The following is a 23,809-nucleotide window of genomic DNA, read 5'->3' as shown; positions in this document are numbered from 1 at the left end:
GCCAGGCCGATTCGCCCTTGATTCGCAAGCCTTGGACGGTCTAGATCGCGCGCTTCCCGAGAGCCGGATCCGATCAGGTTGCGTCAACCTGATCGGTGAATCCGTCTCTCACTTTAAGTAAGATGGAGACTGTTTTATCGATCTGCTTGCACTGCAAGCAGATCGATAAAACGGCCTCCAAGCGGAGCCTTGAGCGCATTCCATGGCCGAGACCAACCCTCCCGTCGCCATCATCATGGGCAGCCAGTCCGACTGGGCGACGATGCGCCATACCGCTGACGCGCTCGACGCGCTCGCCATTCCCTATGACGCCCGCATCGTCTCGGCCCATCGCACGCCGGAGCGTCTTTTCGCTTTCGCCAAGGGCGCCAAGGCCGAAGGCTTCAAAGTGGTGATCGCCGGCGCCGGCGGGGCCGCCCATCTGCCGGGCATGACCGCTTCGCTGACGCCGCTGCCGGTCTTCGGCGTGCCGGTCGAATCCAAGGCGCTCTCGGGGCAGGACAGCCTGCTCTCCATCGTGCAGATGCCGGCGGGCATCCCGGTCGGCACGCTCGCCATCGGCAGGGCCGGCGCAGTCAACGCCGCTCTTCTCGCCGCTGCCGTGCTCGCGCTGTCAGACGAAGCTCTCGCCGAGCGGCTCGATGCCTATCGCGCCCGCCAGAGCGCCGGCATCGCCGAGCGCCCCAGCCGCGAGGACGCATGAGCCCCCCTGTTCCCATCGGCCTTGCGCCGGGTGCCATGCTCGGCATCCTCGGCGGCGGCCAGCTCGCCCGCATGATGGCGCTGGCAGCGGCGGATCTTGGCATCCGCTGCCACATCTTCGCGCCCGAGGCCGACAGCCCGGCCTTCGACGTCACCGCCCGTCACACCATTGCCGACTATGACGACGAGGCGGCGCTCGCCGCCTTCGCCGGCGCAGTCGACGTGGTGACCTACGAATTCGAGAACGTTCCCGCCGCGACCGCTGCTTTCCTGGCCGGGCGCATCCCGCTTCACCCCGGCGCCCGCGCGCTTGCGGTCACGCAGGACCGGCTGAGCGAGAAGAGCTTCATCGCCAATCTCGGCCTGCCCGTCGCCCCCTTCCGCGCCGTCGATTCGCTGGCCGACCTCGAGGCCGCCGTCGCCGCGCTCGGACGCCCCTCCGTGCTCAAGACCCGCCGCTTCGGCTATGACGGCAAGGGCCAGGTCAAGATCGCGCCGGGCAGCGATCTCGGCGAGGCACACGAAGCGATCGGCCGCTTTCCCGCGATCCTCGAAGGCTTCGTGCCCTTCGTCCGCGAGGTCTCGGTCGTTGCCGCCCGCGGCCTCGACGGCGCCTTCGCCGCCTTCGATGTCTGCGAGAACGAGCACCGCGACCACATCCTCGCCTTCACCCATGTGCCCGCGAATCTCTCCGCCGGGGCTTCGGACGCCGCCATCGATGCCGCACGCCGCATCGGCGAAGCACTGGGTTATGTCGGCGTCTTCGCCGTCGAGATGTTCGTGCTCGAAGAGGGCGAGGCCGAGCGCATCGTCATCAACGAGATCGCACCGCGCGTTCACAATTCCGGGCATTGGACCAGCGAGGGCGCGCAGACCTCGCAATTTCACCAGCATGTCCGCGCCGTCTGCGGCTTCCCCCTCGGCTCGACTGCCCGCCGCGGCCACGTCGAGATGGAGAATCTGATCGGCGATGCCGCGCTGCACTGGCGCGAGATTCTCGCCGAGCCCGGCGCTCATCTGCATCTTTACGGCAAGCGCGACGCCCGCCCCGGCCGCAAGATGGGTCATGTCACGCGCATTACCGGCGACGGAGTCTAGGCATTCGGCGCAGCGCTGGCCTGAAACCACCACAAACCCCGATTTTCACGGGTTTGTGGCGTGGACAGGCGATTTGAATTCTGCTATCCGCACGAACCTTCGAGCGATGTGCCTCGTGCCGTCGCCGGCCCTCATTTTTGGATCAACCGCTAAGGACGGACGTTTCACGTGCAGGTTCTCGTTCGCGACAACAATGTCGACCAGGCTCTTCGCGCTCTCAAGAAGAAGATGCAGCGCGAAGGTATCTTCCGTGAGATGAAGCTCCGCGGTCACTACGAGAAGCCCTCCGAGAAGAAGGCGCGTGAGAAGGCCGAGGCCGTCCGCCGCGCTCGCAAGCTCGTCCGCAAGAAGCTGCAGCGCGAAGGCCTCCTGCCCGCGCCGGCCAAGCCGAAGCGCCCCTGATCAGTTCCCGGGTGGCCATTGCGCCGCCCCGGACTCAGGGCCGATAGCGAATTGCGCCCGGAGCCCGCTCCGGGCGCTCTTGCTTTTCAGCCACGTTAACCAAGTTTTGGCGGGTTTCAGGCGTTCTCTTCCGCGAGGCGCTGTCGGTTGGGGAGCGCAGAGACGCCGTGTCCGGCTTTGAGCCGGATGAGCCTTCCGCGCGGAGGCCGTGCGGCAGGCGAAGCACGGAACCAAAGAGGCAGAGCATGATTCGAGGCAGATATTGGCTGGCCGCAGCCGGCATGGCGCTTGCGCTCGCAGGATGCGACACCGTCTCCGGCCTCTCCTCGCAACCCGCCATCGCTGAGCTCGACACCCGCGACACCGCCGACGCCAACGTCAATATCGGCTCGCTGACAGAGGTCATCAGCCGCAACCCCAATGATCCCGGCGCCTACAATCTTCGCGGTGCGGCCTATGCCCGCGTCGGCCGCTTCTCGGATGCGATCGGCGACTTCACCAAGGCGGTCCAGCTCGATCCGAACCTCGCCTCGGCCTACACGAATCGCGGCCTCGCACTGCGCCAGAGCGGCCGCAACGACGCCGCACTCGCCGATTTCAATCGCGCGACCACGGCCAATCCGAACTACGCGCCGGCCTATGTCGCCCGCGCCAACCTGCTGCGCCAGCAGGGCAACAGCCAGCAGGCCATTGCCGACCTCAACACCGCGATCCGCCTCAATCCGGAAGCGGCCGAAGCCTTCCACGCCCGCGGGCTCGTCTACCAGAAGGAAGGCCAGCATCAGCATGCCGTCACCGATTTCGATTCGGTGATCGACCGGAACCCCTACACCGCGCCGCCCTATATCGCCCGCGGCCAGAGCCTGAACGCGCTCGGCAAATACGACGCCGCGCTGGAGGATTTCACCGCCGCGCTCAACGTCGACAACCGCAACGCCGATGCCTGGGCCGGACGCGGCTTCGCCTTCGAAAAACTCGGCAAGAAGACGGAAGCCTCGGAAGCCTATCAGCGGGCGCTCAGCCTCGACGGCAACAACGCCCAGGCCCGGGCTGGCCAGTCCCGTATGGGCGGCGGCGGGTTCTTCCGCGGCTAGAGCATTTTCGAGCGAAGTGGATGCCGGTTCGCGTAAAGAAAATGCGATAAAACAAAAAGATGGAGCATTTCCGCGATTCAGAGAAGCGCGGAAATGCTCTGATCATGGTGCGGCGCCGGTCCTGGTGGCCGGCTCTCCCACCGTTCGCGTATCAGCCCCCATCACTCTGCCTTCCGCGACATCAGCCAGGAAGCGTCGCACCTCGGCGAGCGAGCCGTAGTGCGGCAGGTCCTCGTGCCCGCCATCGGGAAAGCGCAGGAAACGCTTTGGCGGGTTGGCGAGCTCATAGAGCGCCTTCCCCTGGGCGAAGGGGATGATCCTGTCGCGCTCGCCGTGCATCACGAGTAGCGGCGCCTTGATCCGCCCGATGACCTCTTCAGAGCGGAACTGGTCCTTCATCAGCAGCCCCACCGGCACATAGGGATAGATGGCTTGCGCGACGGCAGCCGTCGAACGGTAGGGTGCCTCGAGCACGACAGCCTTTAGCGGCACCTCGGCCGCCAGCTTCAACACCACACCGGTCCCGAGCGATTCGCCATAGCCGACCAGCCGCCCCGTGCCGAAACGGTCAACCGCAGCGCCATAGGCAGCTCGGGCATCCTGCAGCAGCCCCTCTTCGCTCGGACTGCCGGTCGAGCCGCCATAGCCGCGATAGCTCACGGCGAAGAGCCCGGTGCCATCCTCCGTCAGCGCCCGGAAACGCCCCACCCGGCCGGCCCGTGCGAGATTGCCGGCATTGCCGTGGAAATAGAGCAGGACTGGCTTGTCCGCCCGCGGCGGCACGATCCAGGCAACGAGCCGCTCGCCATCGGCGGTCGCGATGGTCGCCTCTTCGGCTGCGACCAGGCCCGCCGTCGCGATGTCGGCCTTCGCTGGATCGCGCGGATACAACAGCTCGCGCTGCCGAGCATAGAGCATGCCGAGCATCGCGAGATAGCCGGCGACGCCCAGAATAACGACCAGCTTCAGAAGGCGCAGGATGATCACGGCGGCACGCCCGGAAAACGAAAGGGCCGGCGATCAAGCCGGCCCTTTGCAGCAATCCGATGACAGTGGCTCAGTTTAGTCTGAAACCGGTCCTCGTCGCAAAAGTGGTGCCCAGTTTTGCGGGGACGGGTTCAGTGCGCCATCGCCTTGACGATCTCGTCGGTGACCTTCTTGGCGTCGCCGAAGAGCATCATGGTGTTGGGCATGAAGAACAGCTCGTTCTCGACGCCGGCATAGCCCGAGCCCATGCCGCGCTTGATGAACAGCACCGTCTTGGCCTTCTCGACATCGAGGATCGGCATGCCGTAGATCGGCGATTGCGGATCGGTCTTGGCGGCCGGGTTGGTGACGTCGTTGGCGCCGATGACGAAGGCGACGTCAGCCTGGCCGAATTCCGAGTTGATGTCCTCAAGCTCGAAGACCTCGTCATAGGGCACATTGGCCTCGGCCAGCAGCACGTTCATGTGGCCGGGCATGCGGCCCGCCACCGGATGGATGGCGTATTTGACCTCGACACCTTCCTTCTTGAGCCCATCCGCCATCTCGCGCAGCGCATGCTGCGCCTGCGCCACCGCCATGCCGTAGCCCGGCACGATGATGACCTTGGCGGCGTTCTTCATGATGTAGGCGGCATCATCAGGCGAGCCTTGCTTGACCGGCCGCGCCTCGACCGCACCGCCCGCCGCCGCGACCGTCTCGCCGCCGAAGCCGCCGAGGATGACCGAGATGAAGGAGCGGTTCATGCCCTTACACATGATGTAGGACAGGATCGCGCCCGAGGAGCCGACCAGCGCGCCGGTGATGATCAGCGCCATGTTGCCGAGCGTGAAGCCGATGCCAGCTGCGGCCCAGCCGGAATAGGAGTTCAGCATCGAGACCACGACCGGCATGTCGGCGCCGCCGATCGGGATGATCAACAGGACGCCGAGCGCCAGCGACACCGCAACGATCAGCCAGAACACCGCATGGCTCTCGCTCTTGATGAAGATCGCGAGCAGCACCACGAGCGCGATGCCGAGGCCGATATTGATGCCATGGCGCTGCGGCAGCATGATCGGCTTGCCGCTCATCCGCCCGTCGAGCTTGAGGAAGGCGATGATCGAGCCGGTGAAGGTGATCGCGCCGATCGCGACGCCGAGCGCCATCTCGAACAGGCTCGAGCCGTGGATCGCGCCGGTGCGGCCGATGCCGAAGGCGTCCGGCGCGTAGAGCGCCGCCGCCGCCACCAGCACCGCCGCCAGGCCGACCAGCGAGTGGAAGAAGGCGACGAGCTGCGGCATCTGCGTCATCTGCACGCGCTTCGCCATATAGGCGCCGATGCCGCCGCCGATGGCGATGCCAACGGCAACCAGCAGCCAGCCGGAGAAGCCGGCAGGCGGGAAGAACAGCACGGTCGTGACGATGGCGATCGCCATGCCGATCATGCCGTAGCGGTTGCCCTGGCGGGAGGTCGTCGGATGCGACAGGCCCCGCAGAGCCATGATGAACAGGACGCCCGAAACGACGTAGAGGAGGGCTGAGAGGTTCGCGGCCATGCGTCAGCCCTTCTTCTTGTACATCGCGAGCATGCGCTCGGTGACGAGGAAGCCACCGAAGATGTTCACCGAGGCCAGGATCAGCGCGACGAAGCCGAAGAGCTTGGCCCAGATCGGCCCGTCTCCCAGCGCATCCGCCGCCGAGACGCCGACCGCCAGCAGGGCGCCGACGACGATGACCGAGGAGATCGCGTTGGTGACCGACATCAGCGGCGTGTGCAGCGCCGGGGTCACCGACCAGACGACGTAATAGCCGACGAAGACGGCGAGCACGAAGATGGCGAGGCGGAACACCGTCGGATCGACACCGCCAGTCGCGATGCTGGCGGCAGCGGCAGCCTGTTCGGCGTAGCGCTCGGCGAGCTCGGCGGCCTGCTTGGCGAGAGCGGCCGCGTTGCGGGCCTGTTCCAGAGCCTGTTCGGGAGAGGGATTTGCCATGGTCGGAATTCCTTCGCTCAGGCCTTGGCTGAGAAATTCGGATGGATGACGGCGCCGTCCTTCGTCAGGGCGGTCGCCTTGACCAGCTCGTCGTCCCAGTTCACCGCGAGCTTCTTCTCGGCCTTGTCGATCAGCGTCTCGACGAAAGCGAAGAGGTTCTTGGCGTAGAGCGAGGAGGAGGTTGCAGCCAGACGTCCGGGCACGTTGAGATGGCCGACGATCTTGACGCCGTTCTCCGTCGTGACGACCTCGCCGGGCTTCGCCAGCTCGCAGTTGCCGCCACGCTCGACCGCGAGGTCAACGATCACGGAACCGGGCTTCATGCTCTCGACCATCGCAGCCGTTATCAGCTTCGGCGCCGGGCGGCCCGGGATCAGCGCGGTGGTGATGACGATGTCCTGCTTGGCGATGTGGCTGGCGGTCAGCTCCGCCTGCTTCGCCTGGTACTCCTTGGACATCTCCTTGGCGTAGCCGCCGGCGGTCTGCGCCTGCTTGAACTCCTCGTCCTCGACGGCGAGGAACTTGGCGCCGAGCGATTCGACCTGCTCCTTGGTGGCCGGGCGCACGTCGGTGGCGGTGACGATGGCGCCGAGACGGCGCGCGGTCGCGATCGCCTGCAGGCCGGCGACCCCGACGCCCATCACGAAGATCTTCGCGGCCGGCACGGTGCCCGCCGCCGTCATCATCATCGGCAGCGCCCGACCGTATTCGGCGGCCCCGTCGATCACGGCACGGTAGCCGGCCAGGTTCGCCTGCGAGGAGAGCACGTCCATCACCTGGGCGCGGGTGATGCGCGGCATGAACTCCATGGCGAAGGCAGCGACATTGGCCTTGGCCAGCGCCTCGACCTGCGCCTCGTTGCCGTAGGGGTCCATTGTCGCGATGACCAGCGCGCCGGCTGGCAGCGCCGCGATCTCCTTCTCCGCCGGACGACGCACCTTCAGCACGATCTCGGCGCCCTTCAGCGCCTCCTTGGCCGTTTTCGCGATCGTCGCCCCAGCCGTCTCATACTCCGCATCGGGGATGCCGGAGGCTTTGCCCGCCCCCGTCTCGATCACGACCTCGGCGCCGAGGCCCTTGAACTTGCGGACGGTCTCCGGCGTCGCGGCGACGCGGGTTTCCGCCCCTTGCGTTTCGGCTGGGACAGCAATGCGCATGGTGGGGCAGGCCTTTCCGGCGTTATAGGGAGACGGTCAGAGCAGCAGGAGGGCGAGGAGCATCAGAACCAGCGCGACGACCGGCGCGCGCCAGGAGATCGAGGGAGCAGCAATGCCGACACCGGTGCCGATGACCGCAAGAATCGTTCCGATCAGCGCCGTGGCCCAGGCATGCTTGGTGCCGCCGACCGCGAGCGCCGCAACGATCGCGAGGCAGGCGATGCCGCCGACCTCGGCGAAGTGCACGAAGCCGGTATAGGTGCGCTCATGCTCCTCGTAGTCCATCGCGGGGATGTCGGCATGCTGGGCGTGGTCGGCCATCGTCTCGATCCTGAAAAAGACACACTCTCTCTAAGCCTGTAGCGCACCCGCGACGCACGGGCAACGCACCAGCGCAACGCAACCGTGACGGGCATGGCTCAAATGCCGCACCCTCATCCTCTAGCGGCTCGATTCAATAAATTCAATCGATTTAATCCGAGAAAAAGCATCTCCCCGCAGCTTGAAGGGGAGGCGTTAACGCCCTTCGGCGGCAGCCGGAGCCGGTTTGACCGGATTCGTCTATACTCTGGCGGTCAAGGGAAGGCGCTCATGGACGACCCGATCAAAGCGGCCGCGAAGGACGATCCGCTCTATCTCGATCCAGCCTTGCGCGAGAAAGCCAAGCGCTGGTTCGCCGAGGCGCGGGAGCAAACCAAGCGCGACGACGAGGAATCGCCGCCTGGCGCCGCGACACCGGCTCGGCCGGAGGCTACGGAGGGACAGGCTGGTTTGACGGGGACGGAGGTGGAGACGGCGGTAGCGGAGGCGATTGAGCCGACGCTCCGCAAAGTATCCAGCCAGGCTGGAGTGCGCTGATTTTACACGGAACCACGCGGGTCATCCCGGCCGCAGCGAAGCGGAGAGCCGGGATCCATGCCTGAACCTTGATCGGAAACGCTCCGGCATGGATCCCGGGGCAAGCCCGGGATGACGCCGTGGTTCCGTGTAAACCCAGCACGCTCTAAGCGCGCGGCACCGAAAGCCCAGCGGCCGTCAGCGCGGCAGCCTGCCGTTCGGCGACCGTCTCGACCGAGAACCCCTCGATCTCCGCCTCGAACAGCCGGTGGAAGTTCAACTCGGCGTCGAGATGCAGGAAGACGCCGCCGAGCCCGATCGCGGCGCGGTCCATGAAGACGAACTCGCGCGGCACCGTCACCGGCCCCCGCCGCTTCAGCGCCTGATGCACCTGGAAGGCCTGCTTGCGACCATATTCCGACGGCTTGACCCCCTCGGCGATGCGCCGTGTCCGGTCCTCCAGCAGCGGCCCGTAGATGAAGCGCGCCCAGATGTTGAGCGTGTCGACGAGGTCCTTGCTCAGCCCCTTGAAGCCCCAGGTCTCGTAGGCATGGATGACGCGCGCTTCCTCGCCGTCCCGCAGGCCCTGATAGAGATCGACCACTCCACCAACGAAGGAAGGCGGGAAGATGCGGATGCAGCCATAGTCGAGCAGGTTGATGCCCTGCGGTATGCCGTCCTCGGAAAAGACCGTGTAGTTCCCGAGATGCGGATCGCCATGGATGACGCCGTGATGGCTGAACGGGCGCCACCAGGCCTTGAACATCGCCGTCGAGATGCGATCGCGCGCCTGCTGCCCGTCCTGCTTGTGCGACAGGATCGGACTGCCGTCGAGCCAGTGCATGGTAAGGAGGCGCCGGGTCGAAAGCCCAGCTTCCACCGCCGGCACGCACACCTCCGGCGTATCCGCGAGGATCGCCCGGTAGAGCGCGATGTGCCGGGCCTCACGGCGATAGTCGAGCTCCTCGCGGACGCGCGCGCCGATCTCCTTGGCGATCTCGCTGGTGTCGATCACAGCGCCCATGCGCCGGTGCAGCGCGAACAGCACTTCGAGCTGGGCGATATCCGCTTCCACCGCCGATTCCATGTCGGGGTATTGCAGCTTGCAGGCCAGCGGCGCGCCCTCAGTCGTCGTCGCGCGATGCACCTGGCCGAGCGAGGCGGCCGCCGCCGGCTTCAGATCGAACTCGCCGAAACGCTCGCGCCATTGCGGGCCGAGTTCCGCCATCATCCGGCGCTTGACGAAGGCCGCGCCCATCGGCGGCGCCTGCGACTGCAGCTTCTGCAGTTCGGCGGCATATTCGGGCGGAACGACATCGGGGATGGTGGCGATGAGCTGCGCCACCTTCATGATCGGGCCCTTCAGCCCGCCGAGCGCCTTGGCCAGCGCCTCGGCATTCGAGGCGTCCCGCCCCTCCACGCCGAAGAGCCGGGAGCCGGCAATCCGCGCCGCCACCCCGCCGACATTGGCGCCGACGCGGGCATAACGCGCGGCACGGGCGGAAAGTCGATTGGCTTCGCTATCGCGTTCGGACATCGGCTCGCTTTCGCGGATCAGTCGTTCTCAGCATTTAAGACGCTGTCACCGTCATTCCAATGCGGCAGCTTGCCGGCGGCTCACCGGACATCCCAGCTTGTCACCAATGACGGGGGTTACTAGGCAGGGGCGATGTCTCAACTGATCGAAATCGGAAGCGTCCGCACCCTCCTGTTCGCCAGCACCGGGCCACTCCTGGCGAGCCCCGCCGATGCCAACGACTTCATCGGCGAAGCCTGGTCCGTCGGCGCCGACCTGCTCGCGATCCCGGTCGAGCGGCTCGGCCCGGACGTACTGAACCTGCGCACCCGCATCGGCGGCGAGATCTTCCAGAAATTCGCGAACTATCGCCTGCGCTGCGCGCTCGTCGGAGATATCGCCGCAGCCCTCGACGCCAGCGGCGCCCTGCGCGACTTCGTGCGCGAAACCAATGAAGGTTCGGCGCTCTGGTTCGTCCCGGACGTCGATCAGCTGCGCGCCCGGCTCGCAACCGAAACGGCTGCCTAGCGATCGAAGGCTGTCAAGCCCCGGTTCCCGAGGTGCGCGCCGCGAGATCGGCGCGCACCTCGGTGACGGCCGCCGTACGGCCTCCCGCGGCCTCGACCTTGCTGACCAGATCGGCGATCAGCGCCGCATTGCCGCGCGTCTCGCCGAAGGGCGCATCCTCCAGCCCGCCGCGGACATGGACGCCGCGCGCGACTGCAGGCGCGACCAGATCCGAGAGATCGACGCCGAGCCCGGCGATCATCACCGGCGCATCGGGCGCATCTTCCGCCAGCAGCCTGAGATGCGCCTCCAGCGCCCATTCGCGCGGCGGGAAGCCCCAGGCGAAAGCGTCCGAGAACATCAGCCGGTAGATCGGCGTCGGCATGCCCGGATAGGCCTTGGCGAGAGCGGCGCCGAGCCGGGTGAAGCCGGGCTCGTAGATCGCATAGCTCGGATGGACCTTGTGACGCTCAGCCACCTCCATCCCCTCGCGAATATGCTCGCCGGGGTTCTGGTAGATGAAGCCGGCCTCGCCCTGCGGGATGCCGGCGAAGGTCGTCCAGTTGCAGGAGCCGGGATCGAGCACGCCCCACTCGACCAGCCCGCGCTTCGCCAGCTCCTCAAGATGCGTGTAGCGGCCGGAGCCATGCATGTCGCCGGCGTAAGCAGAGCCGAGGATCGGGATGGTCGGATAGACAATGGCATCGACCCGGGCGCGAATGCCCTCGATCGCCCGCGCATAAAGCTGCCAGTCGTCGCGCTGCCTGCCGGTCGCGACATCGTAGACATGGAGATGGACGATCGCCGCTCCCGCCTCAGCTGCGGCAATGCCATCAGCGACGATGTCGGGTATCATGATCGGGATGCCCGGCTGCCGTTCCTTGCCCCAGGGCCCGTTGATCGCGGCTTCGATCCAGATCGGTCGGCTCATGAGCATTCCCTCCCCTTCGCGCTTTTGCGCAGACCGTATGCCTCAGCCGCCGGGGTTGCCAGCCTGCCCACCGGCTGGGCAGGATCAGCTCAAACGCATGGAAACGACCGGAGCGGCCCTTGCTGGAACGCGGCACGACCTATGACGATACGCTGCGCCGCTTCGCCTGGCGCATCCCCGACCGCTTCAACATCGGCACCGCCTGCTCGGACGCTCATGCCGATGGCTCGGGCCGTCCGGCGCTGATCTTCGAGGAAGACGGCGGCAAGGTCGCGACGCTCTCCTTCGACGATCTCGCCCGCGCCTCCAATCGCTTCGCTAACCTGCTCGCGCATCATGGCATCGGGCCGGGCGAGCGCGTCGGGATCCTGCTGCCGCAATCACCGCAGACCGCGATCGCCCATCTCGGCACCTACAAGCGCGGCGCCGTCGCGCTGCCGCTCTTCATCCAGTTCGGCCCCGAAGCGCTGGAGCACCGCCTCGGCCATAGCGGCGCCAGCGTGCTCGTCACCGACGCCGAGAACATCGGCAAGGTCGAGGCGATCCGCCATGCCCTGCCCGATCTGCGCCGGATCTTCGTCGTCGGCGGCGCCGGCCATCTCGACTTCGAGGCGGAGATGGCGAAGGCCTCCGACAGCTACACTGCGGCGGACACCCGCGCCGACGACCCGGCCGTGATCATCTACACCTCCGGCACCACCGGAAAGCCGAAGGGCGCTCTGCACGCCCATCGCGTGCTGCTCGGCCACCTGCCGGGCGTGCAATTGCCGCAGGAGTTCTTCCCGCAGTCCGGCGACCTGTTCTGGACGCCGGCGGACTGGGCCTGGATCGGCGGCTTGCTCGACGTGCTCTTGCCGAGCCTCTATTGCGGCGTGCCAGTGCTGGCCTCGCGCGCCCGCAAGTTCGACCCCGAGGCGGCTTTCGCGCTGATGGCGCGGCACAAGGTTCGCAACGCCTTCCTGCCGCCGACCGCGCTCAAGCTGATGCGGCAGGTGCGCGATCCCCGGCGTTTCGGCTATGCCATGCGCTCCATCGGCACCGGCGGCGAAACGCTCGGCGCCGACATGCTGGACTGGAGCCGCGAGACCTTCGGCTTCCCGGTCAACGAGTTCTACGGCCAGACCGAGGCCAACCTGCTCGTCGCCAACTGCGCGAGCCTTTACCCTGTGAAGCCGGGCTCGATGGGCCGCGCCGTGCCGGGCCACCGCGTCGCGGTAATCTCGCCCGAGGGCCGCGAGCTGCCGCCCGGCGAGCAGGGGCTGATCGCAGTCGCGCGGCCCGATCCGGTGATGATGCTGGAATACTGGAACCAGCCCGACGCCACCGCAGCGAAATTCGTCGGCGACTGGCTTGTCACCGGCGACACCGGCGCCCGCGACGAGGAGGGCTATTTCTGGTTTCAGGGCCGCGACGACGACATCATCTCCTCCGGCTCCTATCGCATCGGGCCGGGCGACATCGAGGACTGCATCATCCGCCATCCGGCGGTGCTGATGGTCGCGGTCGTCGGCGTGCCTGATCCGGTACGTACCGAGATCGTCAAGGCCTTCGTCCTGCCGAAGCCGGATGTGGAACCGTCGTCGGCATTGGCGGCCGAGATCCAGGCCTTCGTGCGCGATAGGCTGGCGGCCTACCAGTATCCGCGCAAAGTCGAATTCGTGACGGAGCTGCCACTGACCGCGACGGGGAAGATCCGGCGGAAGGATTTGCGTGACAGGGAGATCGAGAAGCAGCGCGGCGGGAGGAACTGAAATCGGAAACCCGAGGGACCGCCGTCATCCCGGGCGGAGCGAAGCGGAGACCCGGGATCCATGCCTGAACCTTTGTCATCTGCGCTCCGGCATGGATCCCGGATCTGCGCGGCTGAAGCCGCTTGTCCGGGATGACGGCGCCTCTTCGATTGATGCAGAACCGCGTCAGCGCGCCTCCAGCACCAGCTCGAAGGTCATCAGCACCGGGTTGTCCCCGCGGACGAGCCGCCCGCTCGCCAATCCGCCGCGATAGTCGACCAGCGCCACATCGATCGCCGCCCGCAAACCCTCGCCGCCGTCCGCGATCCGCCCCTCCGTGATCGCAACCTCCGTGGCGAAGTTCTCGACCGCCCCGCCATCCGCGAACCGCGCCCCGATGGTCGAGCCGACACCGCCATGGATCAGCGCCTCGCGGATACCGCGCTCGGTACAGAAAGCCTCAAGCGCCCCGCAGAAATCGACATTCGGCTTGACCCGCAGCGCGAAGAAGCGCCCGTTCCGGGTCGCATCGAGCAGCGCCGCCAGCTTCGGCCCGAACAGCTTGAAGTTCGTCTCGCTATCCGGCTCGGCGACGAAGGCCGCGCCATCCAAGCCGACGGCCGGCAGGGTGATCGTCTCCGCGACCACCGTCTCGTCTGGCAGGATATGGCCGCCGCTGCGCCTGGCCGAACCTTCCGTCCACAGCGCATGGGCATGGAAGAAGGGCGCGCCGTCACGCTGGCCGAAGGTCATCGCGCCCACTTCCACCTGCGACACGCCGGCCGGCCGGAAGGTCTCGCTGTAGAAGGCGGCGTGTTCCGGCGTCTTCGACAGCGCCGGCATGACATAGGCGAAGGGCGCGAGCTTCAGCCCGTCGAGCTTGGCCACGCCCGAGACGAAGCCCGCCGCCGCGAAGCTGCGCCTGACCGCCTCCAGCAGCGGCAAACCGGCCTGCAGCGTCATCGGAAAGACGAGCCCGTGGCATTCCGCCCACTGGACGCGCTCGGGCGCGCCGGTGCCGGGCTGTTCGATCCGCCTCACGAGGCCTTCCCCTTCAGGAAATCGAGCTCGCCGCGCTTCTCCAGCTCGTCCTTGACGAGGCGCTTCGGCACCTTGCCATAGCCCGATTTCGGCAGCGCCTCCCAGAAGAGGAAGCGCTTGGGCATCTTGTAGCGAGCGATCTTCGGCGCCAAAAACTCCGCGATCTCGGCTTCGGTCGCGCTCTGCCCCGGCCTGGTCACGCAGACCGCAATGCCGATCTCGCCCCAGACCGGGTCGGGCACGCCGAGCACAGCGACCTCCGCGATCGCCGGATGAGTCAGGATCTTCTCCTCGATCTCGCGCGGATAGATGTTCGAGCCGCCGGAGATGTACATGTCCGAGGCCCGGCCGGTGATGTAGACGAAGCCCTGCTCGTCCATGTGCCCGAGATCGCCGGTGCGGAACCAGCCGTCGCGGAAGGATTTCGCATTGGCTTCCGGGTTGTCGTAATAGCCGGCGAAGACGGCCGGGCCGATCACGCAGATCTCGCCTTGGACGTTCGCGCCAACCTCTTTTCCGTCCTCGTCCTGGATCTGCACCTGCATTCCGGTGCGCTCGAAGCCGCAGGTGCCGATGCGCGCATGCGGGCCGTCTTCGGGCTCGTGCAGCGCCGGCGGCAGCACGGTAATGTTGCCGGTGACCTCGCCCAGCCCGAAATACTGCACGATCACCTTGCCGAGCTTCTTCAGCGCCGCCTTCTGGTCCTCACGATACATCGGCGCGCCTGCATAGATGATGTAGCGCAGGCTGGAATGATCGTGCTGGTCGGCGGCCGGATGCTCGACCAGCATCTTCAGGATCGTCGGCACCGTGAAGATGTTGCTGACGCGGTGCTTCGCGATCAGCCGATAGGCCTCGTCGATGTCGAAGCGCTCGGTCGGCAGCAGGATCGAGGTCGCGCCGCGCGCCGAGATCATCAGCTGATGCACGCCCGCACCATGCGAGAGCGGCGCCACCACCAGCGAGGCGTCGGCCTCGGTCGAGCCCGGCACGAGATCGCAGAGATGGTTCGTCACGACGAAGCCCATCTGGCCATGCGTCAGCACGGCGGCCTTGGAGCGCCCCGTCGTGCCCGAGGTGAAGAAGAACCAGCAAGGATCGTCGCGCTCGACCGCGGCATTCTCGACGCGCTTGCCACGATGGCGCGCGATGACCGCACCGACCTCGTCCTCCCCGAAAGCCCCCTCGCCGATCCGCCAGGTGAACTCCGGCGCCGGCTTCGCCGCCGCGACGGCAGCGGCATGCTCGGGGAAATCGCCATGGCAGAGGAAGGCCTTCGCACCGGAGGCCGAGGCGAGATAACCGACCTCGTCCGGCAGCAGGCGGAAATTCGTGGGAACCCAGACGGCGCCGAGCCGGAAGGTCGCGAACATCGAGACGAACATCGCGTCGCAATTCTTGGAATGGACCAGCACGCGGTCGCCCTTGCCGATGCCGCGCGCCTTCAAACCCGCCGCCAGGCCCGAGACCTGCGCATCGATCTCAGCCCAGTCGAGCCTCTTCTCGCCCCAGATGAAGGCGGGATGCTTCGGCAGCCGGCGCGCATTCTGCGTCACGATATGGGCGAGATTCATCACCCGCTGCGACATCGGCACGACGCCTCCGACGGGGGCTGCGGTTGCGGAGCTCATCTTGCGGCTCTCCCTGTCTCGATGGATCGCGGCGCTGCCGCTGTCATGGGCGCTGCGCCCCGTTTTGACACGAACATCTGCGCCAGCAGCGCTTCCATCCGCGCGGCCTCGCGTGCCAGCAGCCGCGACAGCTCCTCCTGCCGGACCGGCGCCATGCGACTGTCGATCGCGGCGATCGAAAAGGCCCCTGCGACGCGCCCGTCCGGATAACGGAAAGCCCGCCCGATGCCCCAGGAGCTGGCGACCAGCCGGCCGGGGTTGAGCGAGAAGCCACGCTCGCGCGTGGCAGTGATATCGGCCCGCATCGGATCGGGCGCGAAGCCGGGATAGCGCGCCAGCAGCACCGTCTCGTTGGCGGCGATGATGCGGTCCACATCCTCGTCCGGCAGCGCAGCGAGAAGCGCAAGCGAGCCGGCGCCGACGCCGAGCGGATGCTGGTCCCCCGTCTGGAGCGCATGGGTCCGCACCGGATAGGTGCCCTCCTCGCGATGCAGGCAGATCGCGTAGTTTTCGCGCCGGACGGTCAGGAAGCTCGTATCCTGCGTCTCCGCCGAAAGCCGGCGCAGGCTGTCCATCGCCAATTCGAGCAGGCCGTGGCGGCGCGCCGCCAGCACGCCGAGCACGAAGGCCTCCTCGCCCAGGCAATAGCGCCGCGTCAGCGGCTCCTGCTCGACGAGCCCGGCCCGCATCAGAGCCAGCAGCAGCCGGCGCGTCGTCGGCTTGTTGAGCCCGCTGCCGGAGACGATCTCGCCAAGCGGCAGCCCGTCGGCCGGCTCTCGCCCGATCAGCGAGAGCAGCCCGAGCGCACGGTCGACGCTCTGCGAGCCGGACAGGCCGGCTTCGGGCGCGAAACTCTGCGGCAAGCGCTCCTCCTGATAGTCCATAATATGGACCTTGTTCTTATCGCCTGAGCCTAGATTGGCGCATTGCTGATTGCAATGGCGCCTTCCTCGTGTAAATCTGCCGGCCGTCCGCTGCTCACAGTATGGACCGAAATCGACGTCGACGACCTACAAGATCGGCGCGAAGGGAGGATGAACGATGGCCCTCGTGGCAACCTGCGTGGCGGGCGCAAGCTCGTGCCGCCTGAGCTTTAGCTGAGGCCGCGGCATGGTCGATGTCGTCGATACGTTGACGCTGCCCGAGAATCTCAGCGAGAACGAGGACGCACGTCCTGGCTCCGCGATCATGCGCCCGGTCGAGTTCGTCGCCGCCGCGCTCGTCGCCTTCATCGTCTGCGTGCTCCTGCTAGGCGTGACATCGCGCTATGTCTTCTCGCTGCCCTTCGTCTGGGTCGACGAGGTCGCCTCGATTTCGTTCATCTGGCTCGCCATGCTCGGCGCAGCCATCGCCATCGACCGCAACGAGCATCTGCGGCTGACGCTCTTCGTCGGTATGATGCCGGAGCGGCTGCGCCGGTTCGTCGAGACCTTCGCGCTGCTCGCTGCGGCCGCCTTTCTCGCCGCCATGGTCTATCCGGCGATCGATTACGCGATCGAGGAGAGCTACGTCACCTCGGCTGCGCTCAACATTCCCAATAGCTGGCGCGTCTCGGCTATCGCCACCGGCGTCATCCTGATGCTGCTCCTCGCCCTGCGCTACGCGATCAAGACCTCCCGCCCGCAGGATCTGGTGCTGGCCGCTCTGCTGGTCGCCGGGCTGGGCCTGCTCTTCTGGCTCGGCACGCCTGCCTTCAAGAAGCTGGGCTATCTCAATATCCTGATCTTTCTGATCGGCGTCGTCGCGCTCTGCCTCGTCGCCGGCGTGCCCATCGCCTTCTGCTTCGGCCTGGGCACGCTCTGCTTCCTGATGTTTTCGACCAGCGTGCCGACCGTCGTGATGATCGGGCGCATGGACGAGGGCATGTCGAGCATCATCCTGCTTTCCGTGCCGATCTTCGTGCTGCTCGGCTGCATCCTCGACGCCACCGGTATGGGCAAGGCGATCGTCGATTTCCTTGCCTCGATGCTCGGCCATGTCCGCGCCGGCATGTCCTATGTGCTGCTCGGCTCGCTCTTCCTCGTCTCCGGCATCTCGGGCTCGAAGGTCTCGGACATGGCGACGGTCGCCCCCGCCCTCTTCCCGGAGATGAAGCGGCGCGGCTACAAGCCCAAGGACCTGATCGCGCTGCTCTCCACCGGCGCGGCGATGGCCGACACGGTGCCGCCCTCGATCGTGCTGATCGTGCTCGGCTCCGTCGCCGGCGTCTCCATCGCCGGCCTGTTCAATGCCGGCTTCGTCATCGCCGGCGTGCTGCTCGTCGCGCTCGCCGGCCTCGCCCGCTGGAAGGCGATGGCCGAGGACATGAAGGGCGTGCGCCGCGCTCCCCTCTCCGTCATCGGCAAGGCGGCGCTGATCGCCGCGCCCGCCCTCGTCCTGCCCTTCATCATCCGCGCTGCGGTCGGTGGCGGCGTCGCCACCGCAACCGAGGTTTCGACCATCGCGGTGCTCTACGCGCTGATCATCGGCATCGTGCTCTATGGCGGCATCGGCCGGGCCAAGTTCTACCAGATGCTGGTCGAGACGGCCGCGCTCTCCGGCGCGATCCTGATGATCCTCGGCACGGCGCTCGCCATGGCCTGGGCGCTGACCCAGACCGGCTTCGCCCGCGACCTCGCGACCTTCATGGCCGGGCTGCCGGGCGGCTGGCTCACCTTCATGGCGGTCACCATCGTCGTCTTCATGATCCTCGGCTGCATCCTCGAGGGCCTGCCGGCGATCGTGCTGATGGCGCCGCTGATGTTCCCAATCGCCAAGAACCTCGGCATCAACGACGTGCACTACTCGATGGTCGTCGTCACCGCGATGAATATCGGCCTGATGACGCCGCCGATCGGCATCGGCTTCTACATCGCCTGCAAGATCGGCAATGTCTCGCCCGACGAGGCGATGGGCGCGATCTGGCCCTATCTCGTCGCCCTGCTGATCGGCCTCGTCGTCATCGCCCTCGTCCCCGGCCTCTCGACCTGGGTGCTGTGAAGCTCATGTCGGAACGAACAGGCTCGACGTCATCCCGGACAAGCGGCGCTAGCCGCGCAGATCCGGGATCCATCGTAGAGCGCGGAGCCCTACGATGGATCCCGGCACTCCGCTGCGCTGCGGCCGGGATGACGCGCCCCTGAAATCAACCGCAGAAACAAGTAAAAGCAGCCAAGGAGAAACGCCCATGACCATCTCACGCCGCAGCCTGCTCAAGGCGACAGCCGCCGCTTCCGCCATCGGCACCTTCCATATCGGCCGCGCCAATGCGCAGAGCGCCGAGTTCACCTACAAATACGCCAACAACCTGCCCGTCGCGCACCCGATGAACCTGCGCGCCAACGAGGCGATGGCCAAGATCAAGGAAGAAACGAAGGGGCGCGTCGACATCCAGATCTTCCCGAACAACCAGCTCGGCTCCGACACCGACATGCTGAGCCAGGTCCGCTCGGGCGGCGTCGAGTTCTTCACCCTCTCGCCGCTGATCCTCTCGACGCTGGTCGCCAACGCCTCGCTCTCCGGCATCGGCTTCGCCTTCCCGAACTACGACGCGGTCTGGAAGGCGATGGATGGCGAGCTCGGCGCATACGTCCGTGGCCAGATCAACAAGGCCAACCTCGTCGTCATGGACAAGATCTGGGACAACGGCTTCCGCCAGATCACCTCGTCCAAGGGCCCGGTCAACACGCCCGACGATCTGAAGGGCTTCAAGATCCGCGTGCCGGTCTCCCCGCTCTGGACCTCGATGTTCACCGCCTTCCAGTCGGCTCCGGCCAGCATCAACTTCGCCGAGGTCTACACCGCGCTGCAGACCAAGATCGTCGACGGCCAGGAGAACCCGCTCGCGATCATCGCGACGGCCAAGCTCTTCGAGGTGCAGAAGTACCTCTCCCTGACCAACCATATGTGGGACGGCTTCTGGTTCCTGGCCAACCGCCGCGCCTGGGAGAAGCTGCCGGAAGATTTGCGCGCCATCGTTGCCAAGAACATCAACGCCGCCGCCGTGCTGGAGCGCGAGGACGTCGCCAAGCTCAATGCCGGCCTGCAGGGCGAGCTGGTCTCGAAGGGCATGGTCGTCAACGAGACCAAGGCCGACGCCTTCCGCGATGCGCTGCGCAAGGCCGGCTTCTACGCCGAGTGGAAGAAGAAATACGGCGACGAGGCCTGGGGCATCCTGGAGAAGGCGGTCGGCAGCTCGCTGAGCTGAGCGGCCATCCCAAGCACAACACCCGTCATTCCGGGCAAGCCGCGCAGCGGCGCCGACCCGGAATCCATCGTAGAGCAAAGCGCCCTATGATGGATTCCGGGTCTCCGCTTCGCTCCACCCGGAATGACGCCCTCTCTGTGAACTGCGGAAAACCACCATGGCCGACCGGCTGAAGGGCAAGATCGCGATCGTTTTCGGCGCCGGTTCTTCCGGGCCCGGCTGGGGCAACGGCAAGGCGGCAGCGGTCGCCTATGCCCGCGAAGGCGCGGGCGTCGCCTGCATCGACCTGAACCGGGCCGCCGCCGAGGAAACCGCCGCCATCATCGCTGGCGAAGGCGGCCGGGCACTGGCGCTTGCCGCCGACGTGACGAACCTTGCCTCGGTCGAGGCCTGCGTCGCCGAGGCCGCCGGGCATTTCGGCCGCGTCGACATCCTGCACAACAATGTCGGCGTCACCCATATGGGCGGACCGGTCGAGCTGTCGGAGGGTGAGTTCAACGCCTCGCTCCAGCTCAATCTCGGCTCGGTCTATCGCTGCGCCAAGGCGGCAATTCCTGAGATGTTGAAGGGCGGCGGCGGCGCGATCGTCAACATCTCCTCGCTCGCCGCCATCCGCTGGACCGGCTATCCCTATTTCGCCTACTACGCCACCAAGGCGGCGGTGAACCAGGCGACGGTCGCGCTCGCGATGCAGTATGCCAAGCAGAACATCCGCGCGAACTGCATCATGCCGGGCCTGATCGATACGCCATTGATCTACAAGCAGATCTCCTCGCAATACGCTACCGTCGAGGAGATGGTCGCCGCCCGCAACGCGCAGGTGCCGATGGGCAAGATGGGCACCGCCTGGGACATCGCCAACGCCGCGGTCTTCCTCGCCTCCGACGAGGCGAAATTCATCACCGGAGTCTGCCTGCCGGTCGACGGCGGCCAGAGCTGCACCGCCGGGCTGCCGGGCTGATATCGACTGTTCATTCCCTGATTGGAACGCTTGCTCCGTTTCCGCTTCGCTGCCAGAACTGTCGCAACAGGGACGGCAACGGAAACCCAGAATGAGCGAAACCGCCGTTGCGGAACTGCCGCGTGACTTCGACGGGCTGCGCACGCTGATTCTCGCCCAGCGCGAGAGCCTGCCCAAGCGCATCGCCCAGATCGCGGCTTATGCGCTCGACAATCCCGACGAGATCGCCTTCGGCACCGCCGCCAGCATCGCGGTCTCGGCCGGCGTGCAGCCCTCGACGCTGATCCGCTTCGCCCAGCATCTCGGCTTCGACGGTTTCACGAGCTTGCAGGCTGTCTTCCGGGAGCGGCTCCGGGAGCGCAACTCGAGCTATGAGGAGCGCCTCAATACTCTGCGTGCCGGCGAGAGCGGAGTGGCCCGCAATCACCGCATCTTCGACGGCTTCCTCACCGCCTCGCGCAAATCGCTCGACGTGATGAGCCGTGCGCTCGACGACGCGGCGCTCGACCGCGCGATCGCGACGCTCGCCGAGGCCGAGACGATCTATATCCTCGCGCGCCGCCGCTCCTTCCCGGTGGCGAGCTACCTCGCCTATGCGCTCGGCAAGCTTGAGGTGCGCAACCAATTGGTCGAGTCGGCAGCGGGGCTGAGTCCGGAGATCATCTCCTTCGCGACGCCGAAGGATGCTGCCCTCGTCATCAGCTTCTCGCCCTATACACCCACCACGATCGAGGATGCGCGCGGCCTCGCCGAGCGCGGCGTGCCCGTCGTCGCCATCACCGACAGCGCTTTCTCGCCCCTCGCCAGTGTTGCCCAGACCTGGTTCGAGGTGGCCGAGGCCGATTTCGGCGGCTTCCGTACCCTGTCCTCGACCATGGCCCTGGCCATGGCGCTTGCCGTCGGCATCGGCGATGCCCGCCGCGCCGGACGCAACCGCCGGCGTCGCTCGCGCGAACAGGAATAGACATTCCGTGTTGACGGATTAATGGAATTATTATTTCATACCGCCAAGGCGGGGCCGCTCGGCCAACCGCACGTCATGAGAAGCGGCAAGGCCTGGAGGAGCATATGACGGGACCGCTCGGCGGATCGGCGCAGGCGCTCGACGTCATCACCATCGGCCGGGCCTCGGTCGATCTCTACGGCCAGCAGATCGGCTCGCGGCTGGAGGATGTCACCAGCTTCGCCAAATCGGTCGGCGGCTGCCCGGCGAACATCGCCATCGGCACCGCGCGTCTCGGCCTGCGCTCGGCCCTGCTCACCCGCGTCGGCAACGAGCAGTTCGGCCGCTTCCTGCGTGAGCAGCTCGCCCGCGAAGGCGTCAATCTCGACGGTCTGAAGACCGATTCCGAGCGGCTCACCGCACTCGCCATCCTCTCGGTCGAGAGCGACAAGTCCTTCCCCCTCCTGTTCTACCGCGAGAACTGCGCCGACATGGCGCTGGAGGAAGGCGACATCGACCCGGCATTCATCGCGCGGGCCCGCGCCGTCGTCGTCACCGGCACCCATTTCGCGCGTCCGAAGCCCGAGGCCGCCCAACGCAAGGCGATGAAGCTGATGCACGAGGCCTGCGGCAAGGTCGTGCTCGACATCGACTATCGCCCCAATCTCTGGGGGCTCGCCGGCCATGATGCCGGCGACAACCGCTACATCGCTTCGCAGGCCGTCTCCGAGCGGATGAAGACGGTCCTGCCCGGCTGCGATCTCGTCATCGGCACCGAGGAAGAGGTGCTGATCGCCTCGGGCGAGAGCGAATTGCTGCAGGCGCTGAAGACCATCCGTTCGCTGACCCCCGCCACCATCGTGCTCAAGCGCGGACCGATGGGCTGCATCGTCTATGAAGGCGCGATCTCCGACGATCTGGAGGACGGCATCGTCGGCAAGGGCTTCCCGATCGAGGTCTACAACGTATTGGGCGCCGGCGACGCCTTCATGTCCGGCTTCCTGCGCGGCTGGCTCGGCGGTGAGAGCCTGCAGACCGCCGCGACCTGGGCCAATGCCTGCGGCGCCTTCGCCGTCTCGCGCCTGCTCTGCTCGCCGGAGAGCCCGACCTTCGAGGAGCTGCAGTACTTCCTGAAGAACGGCAGCCCGCACCGCGCCCTGCGCAAGGACGAGGACATCAACCACATCCATTGGGCGACGACACGTCGGCGCAGCATCCCCTCGCTGATGGCGCTCGCCTGCGACCACCGCGCCCAACTGGAAGATCTCGCGGCAAAGCTCAGTGCCGATCCCGCCCGCATCCGCGACTTCAAGGTGCTCGCGGTGAAAGCCGCCGCCCGTGTCGCCGATGGCCGGCCCGGCTACGGCATGCTGCTCGACGAGAAGCATGGGCGCGAGGCGATGTTCGAGTTCGCCCGCCACCCCTTCGCTTGGCTCGGCCGCCCGGTCGAACTGCCGGGATCGCGGCCGCTGCGCTTCGAGACCAGCCAGGACATCGGCTCGCTCCTGCCGGAATGGCCGGTCGATCACTGCATCAAGGCGCTCTGCTTCTATCATCCGGACGACCCGGCGGAGCTGAAGCAGGCCCAGCAGGACAAGCTGCGCGGCCTGTTCGAGGCGGCGCGCAAGGTCGGCCGCGAATTGCTGATCGAGATCATCGCCGGCAAGAACGGCCCGCTCGGGCCGGACACCGTCGCCCGCGCACTGGAAGAAATCTATGCGCTCGGCATCAAGCCCGACTGGTGGAAGCTCGAGCCGCAATCCTCGCCGGCCGCCTGGGCCGCGATCGAGAAGACCATCGCGAAGCACGATCCCTGGTGCCGCGGCGTCCTGCTGCTCGGGCTCGACGCCCCGGCCGAGGAGTTGGAGGCCGGTTTCGCCGCCACGGCGGGCGCGCCCATCGTCAAGGGCTTCGCCGTCGGCCGCACCATCTTCATGGCCGCAGCGGAAGGCTGGCTCGCCGGCAAGCTCGACGACGAAGCCGCCATCGCCGACATTGCCCGGCGCTTCGAGGCATTGACCAACCTCTGGCTTGCCACGCGCGGCCGCAAGGCGGCCTAGTGCATCGGCCCGAAAAGTGGGAACCGGTTTTCGGAACAAGCCGATGCTAAGAA

22 protein-coding genes are annotated in these 23,809 nt (G+C 66.7%); 12 read left to right on the top strand and 10 right to left on the bottom strand.

The window, feature by feature from the left end; all coding sequences use genetic code 11:
- The first annotated feature begins 202 nt into the window (after window positions 1-202).
- The 4 genes from purE (at window position 203) to FQV39_RS25695 (ending at window position 3,296) form a co-directional block, all read left to right on the top strand.
- The gene (gene purE / locus FQV39_RS25710) at window positions 203-703 is read left to right on the top strand and encodes a 5-(carboxyamino)imidazole ribonucleotide mutase (RefSeq protein ID WP_149132878.1); all 501 of its coding nucleotides are present in this window, start codon (window positions 203-205) and stop codon (window positions 701-703) included.
- Window positions 700-1,800, top strand: a complete 1,101-nt coding sequence (locus FQV39_RS25705) for a 5-(carboxyamino)imidazole ribonucleotide synthase (RefSeq protein WP_149132877.1) — start codon at window positions 700-702, stop codon at window positions 1,798-1,800. The genes purE and FQV39_RS25705 overlap by 4 nt, the downstream gene beginning before the upstream one ends.
- Window positions 1,801-1,968: 168 nt before the next feature.
- Window positions 1,969-2,202 carry a 30S ribosomal protein S21 gene (gene rpsU / locus FQV39_RS25700; protein ID WP_089174137.1) on the top strand — a complete coding sequence of 78 codons (234 nt, stop codon included), beginning with the start codon at window positions 1,969-1,971 and terminating at the stop codon, window positions 2,200-2,202.
- A gap of 245 nt (window positions 2,203-2,447) precedes the next feature.
- Window positions 2,448-3,296, top strand: a complete 849-nt coding sequence (locus FQV39_RS25695; RefSeq protein ID WP_149132876.1) for a tetratricopeptide repeat protein — start codon at window positions 2,448-2,450, stop codon at window positions 3,294-3,296.
- A 102-nt stretch (window positions 3,297-3,398) separates the two neighbouring features.
- Here the strand turns inward: FQV39_RS25695 and FQV39_RS25690 are convergent, their stop codons facing one another.
- From FQV39_RS25690 to FQV39_RS25670, 5 genes are all read right to left on the bottom strand, one after another.
- Window positions 3,399-4,283, bottom strand: a complete 885-nt coding sequence (locus FQV39_RS25690) for an alpha/beta hydrolase (RefSeq protein ID WP_349238562.1) — start codon at window positions 4,281-4,283, stop codon at window positions 3,399-3,401.
- 131 nt (window positions 4,284-4,414) lie between these two features.
- Window positions 4,415-5,818, bottom strand: a complete 1,404-nt coding sequence (locus FQV39_RS25685; RefSeq protein WP_149132875.1) for an NAD(P)(+) transhydrogenase (Re/Si-specific) subunit beta — start codon at window positions 5,816-5,818, stop codon at window positions 4,415-4,417.
- A gap of 3 nt (window positions 5,819-5,821) precedes the next feature.
- A complete protein-coding gene (locus tag FQV39_RS25680) occupies window positions 5,822-6,256 on the bottom strand; it encodes an NAD(P) transhydrogenase subunit alpha part 2 (protein WP_149132874.1) in 435 nt (144 codons plus the stop codon).
- 17 nt (window positions 6,257-6,273) lie between these two features.
- Window positions 6,274-7,413, bottom strand: a complete 1,140-nt coding sequence (locus FQV39_RS25675) for a Re/Si-specific NAD(P)(+) transhydrogenase subunit alpha (RefSeq protein ID WP_149132873.1) — start codon at window positions 7,411-7,413, stop codon at window positions 6,274-6,276.
- Between the two features lie 36 nt (window positions 7,414-7,449).
- The gene (locus FQV39_RS25670) at window positions 7,450-7,734 is read right to left on the bottom strand and encodes an aa3-type cytochrome c oxidase subunit IV (RefSeq protein WP_149132872.1); all 285 of its coding nucleotides are present in this window, start codon (window positions 7,732-7,734) and stop codon (window positions 7,450-7,452) included.
- 270 nt (window positions 7,735-8,004) lie between these two features.
- On the opposite strand from FQV39_RS25670, the gene FQV39_RS25665 reads away from it, so the two are divergent.
- Window positions 8,005-8,271 carry a hypothetical protein gene (locus FQV39_RS25665; protein WP_149132871.1) on the top strand — a complete coding sequence of 89 codons (267 nt, stop codon included), beginning with the start codon at window positions 8,005-8,007 and terminating at the stop codon, window positions 8,269-8,271.
- Between the two features lie 145 nt (window positions 8,272-8,416).
- Here the strand turns inward: FQV39_RS25665 and FQV39_RS25660 are convergent, their stop codons facing one another.
- Window positions 8,417-9,787 carry an ABC1 kinase family protein gene (locus FQV39_RS25660; RefSeq protein ID WP_149132870.1) on the bottom strand — a complete coding sequence of 457 codons (1,371 nt, stop codon included), beginning with the start codon at window positions 9,785-9,787 and terminating at the stop codon, window positions 8,417-8,419.
- A 132-nt stretch (window positions 9,788-9,919) separates the two neighbouring features.
- On the opposite strand from FQV39_RS25660, the gene FQV39_RS25655 reads away from it, so the two are divergent.
- Entirely contained in the window at window positions 9,920-10,294 is a 375-nt protein-coding gene (locus FQV39_RS25655; protein ID WP_149132869.1) for a DUF4180 domain-containing protein, read from the top strand.
- A 13-nt stretch (window positions 10,295-10,307) separates the two neighbouring features.
- On the opposite strand, the gene FQV39_RS25650 is transcribed toward FQV39_RS25655, so the two are convergent.
- Window positions 10,308-11,204, bottom strand: coding sequence for a 3-keto-5-aminohexanoate cleavage protein (locus FQV39_RS25650; RefSeq protein WP_149132868.1), 897 nt, complete (start codon window positions 11,202-11,204; stop codon window positions 10,308-10,310).
- A 119-nt stretch (window positions 11,205-11,323) separates the two neighbouring features.
- Here FQV39_RS25650 and FQV39_RS25645 point away from each other — a divergent pair, with 119 nt between their 5' ends.
- Window positions 11,324-12,955, top strand: coding sequence for an acyl-CoA synthetase (locus FQV39_RS25645; protein ID WP_149132867.1), 1,632 nt, complete (start codon window positions 11,324-11,326; stop codon window positions 12,953-12,955).
- A 165-nt stretch (window positions 12,956-13,120) separates the two neighbouring features.
- Here the strand turns inward: FQV39_RS25645 and FQV39_RS25640 are convergent, their stop codons facing one another.
- Genes FQV39_RS25640 through FQV39_RS25630 form a run of 3 tightly spaced genes read right to left on the bottom strand, consistent with a single transcriptional unit; the run spans window position 13,121 to window position 16,469 of the window.
- Window positions 13,121-13,975 carry a PCC domain-containing protein gene (locus FQV39_RS25640; RefSeq protein WP_149132866.1) on the bottom strand — a complete coding sequence of 285 codons (855 nt, stop codon included), beginning with the start codon at window positions 13,973-13,975 and terminating at the stop codon, window positions 13,121-13,123.
- Window positions 13,972-15,606: an acyl-CoA synthetase gene (locus tag FQV39_RS25635; protein ID WP_149132865.1), complete on the bottom strand. Its 1,635-nt coding sequence runs from the start codon at window positions 15,604-15,606 to the stop codon at window positions 13,972-13,974. Before FQV39_RS25635 ends, FQV39_RS25640 begins: the two co-directional genes overlap by 4 nt.
- Window positions 15,603-16,469 carry an IclR family transcriptional regulator gene (locus FQV39_RS25630; protein ID WP_472840608.1) on the bottom strand — a complete coding sequence of 289 codons (867 nt, stop codon included), beginning with the start codon at window positions 16,467-16,469 and terminating at the stop codon, window positions 15,603-15,605. The genes FQV39_RS25635 and FQV39_RS25630 overlap by 4 nt, the downstream gene beginning before the upstream one ends.
- A 247-nt stretch (window positions 16,470-16,716) precedes the next feature.
- Here FQV39_RS25630 and FQV39_RS25625 point away from each other — a divergent pair, with 247 nt between their 5' ends.
- The 5 genes from FQV39_RS25625 to FQV39_RS25605 all read left to right on the top strand — a co-directional run bounded on the left by FQV39_RS25625 (window position 16,717) and on the right by FQV39_RS25605 (window position 23,756).
- The gene (locus FQV39_RS25625; RefSeq protein WP_149132863.1) at window positions 16,717-18,585 is read left to right on the top strand and encodes a TRAP transporter large permease; all 1,869 of its coding nucleotides are present in this window, start codon (window positions 16,717-16,719) and stop codon (window positions 18,583-18,585) included.
- A gap of 187 nt (window positions 18,586-18,772) precedes the next feature.
- Window positions 18,773-19,792 (top strand): TRAP transporter substrate-binding protein, encoded by a 1,020-nt coding sequence (locus tag FQV39_RS25620; RefSeq protein ID WP_149132862.1) that lies wholly within the window; start codon window positions 18,773-18,775, stop codon window positions 19,790-19,792.
- Between the two features lie 157 nt (window positions 19,793-19,949).
- Complete coding sequence (locus FQV39_RS25615; RefSeq protein ID WP_149132861.1) at window positions 19,950-20,753, top strand: SDR family NAD(P)-dependent oxidoreductase; 804 nt, start codon at window positions 19,950-19,952, stop codon at window positions 20,751-20,753.
- A gap of 91 nt (window positions 20,754-20,844) precedes the next feature.
- On the top strand, window positions 20,845-21,717 hold the full coding sequence (locus FQV39_RS25610) for a MurR/RpiR family transcriptional regulator (protein WP_149132860.1): 873 nt from the start codon (window positions 20,845-20,847) through the stop codon (window positions 21,715-21,717).
- Window positions 21,718-21,821: 104 nt separating this feature from the next.
- Complete coding sequence (locus tag FQV39_RS25605) at window positions 21,822-23,756, top strand: bifunctional 5-dehydro-2-deoxygluconokinase/5-dehydro-2-deoxyphosphogluconate aldolase (protein WP_149132859.1); 1,935 nt, start codon at window positions 21,822-21,824, stop codon at window positions 23,754-23,756.
- Window positions 23,757-23,809: the final 53 nt, after the last annotated feature.

It is taken from the genome of Bosea sp. F3-2, assembly GCF_008253865.1.
Classification (GTDB): domain Bacteria; phylum Pseudomonadota; class Alphaproteobacteria; order Rhizobiales; family Beijerinckiaceae; genus Allobosea.
The sequence above is the reverse complement of the archived record's forward strand: the minus strand, read 5'-3'. Positions and strand labels throughout refer to the sequence as shown.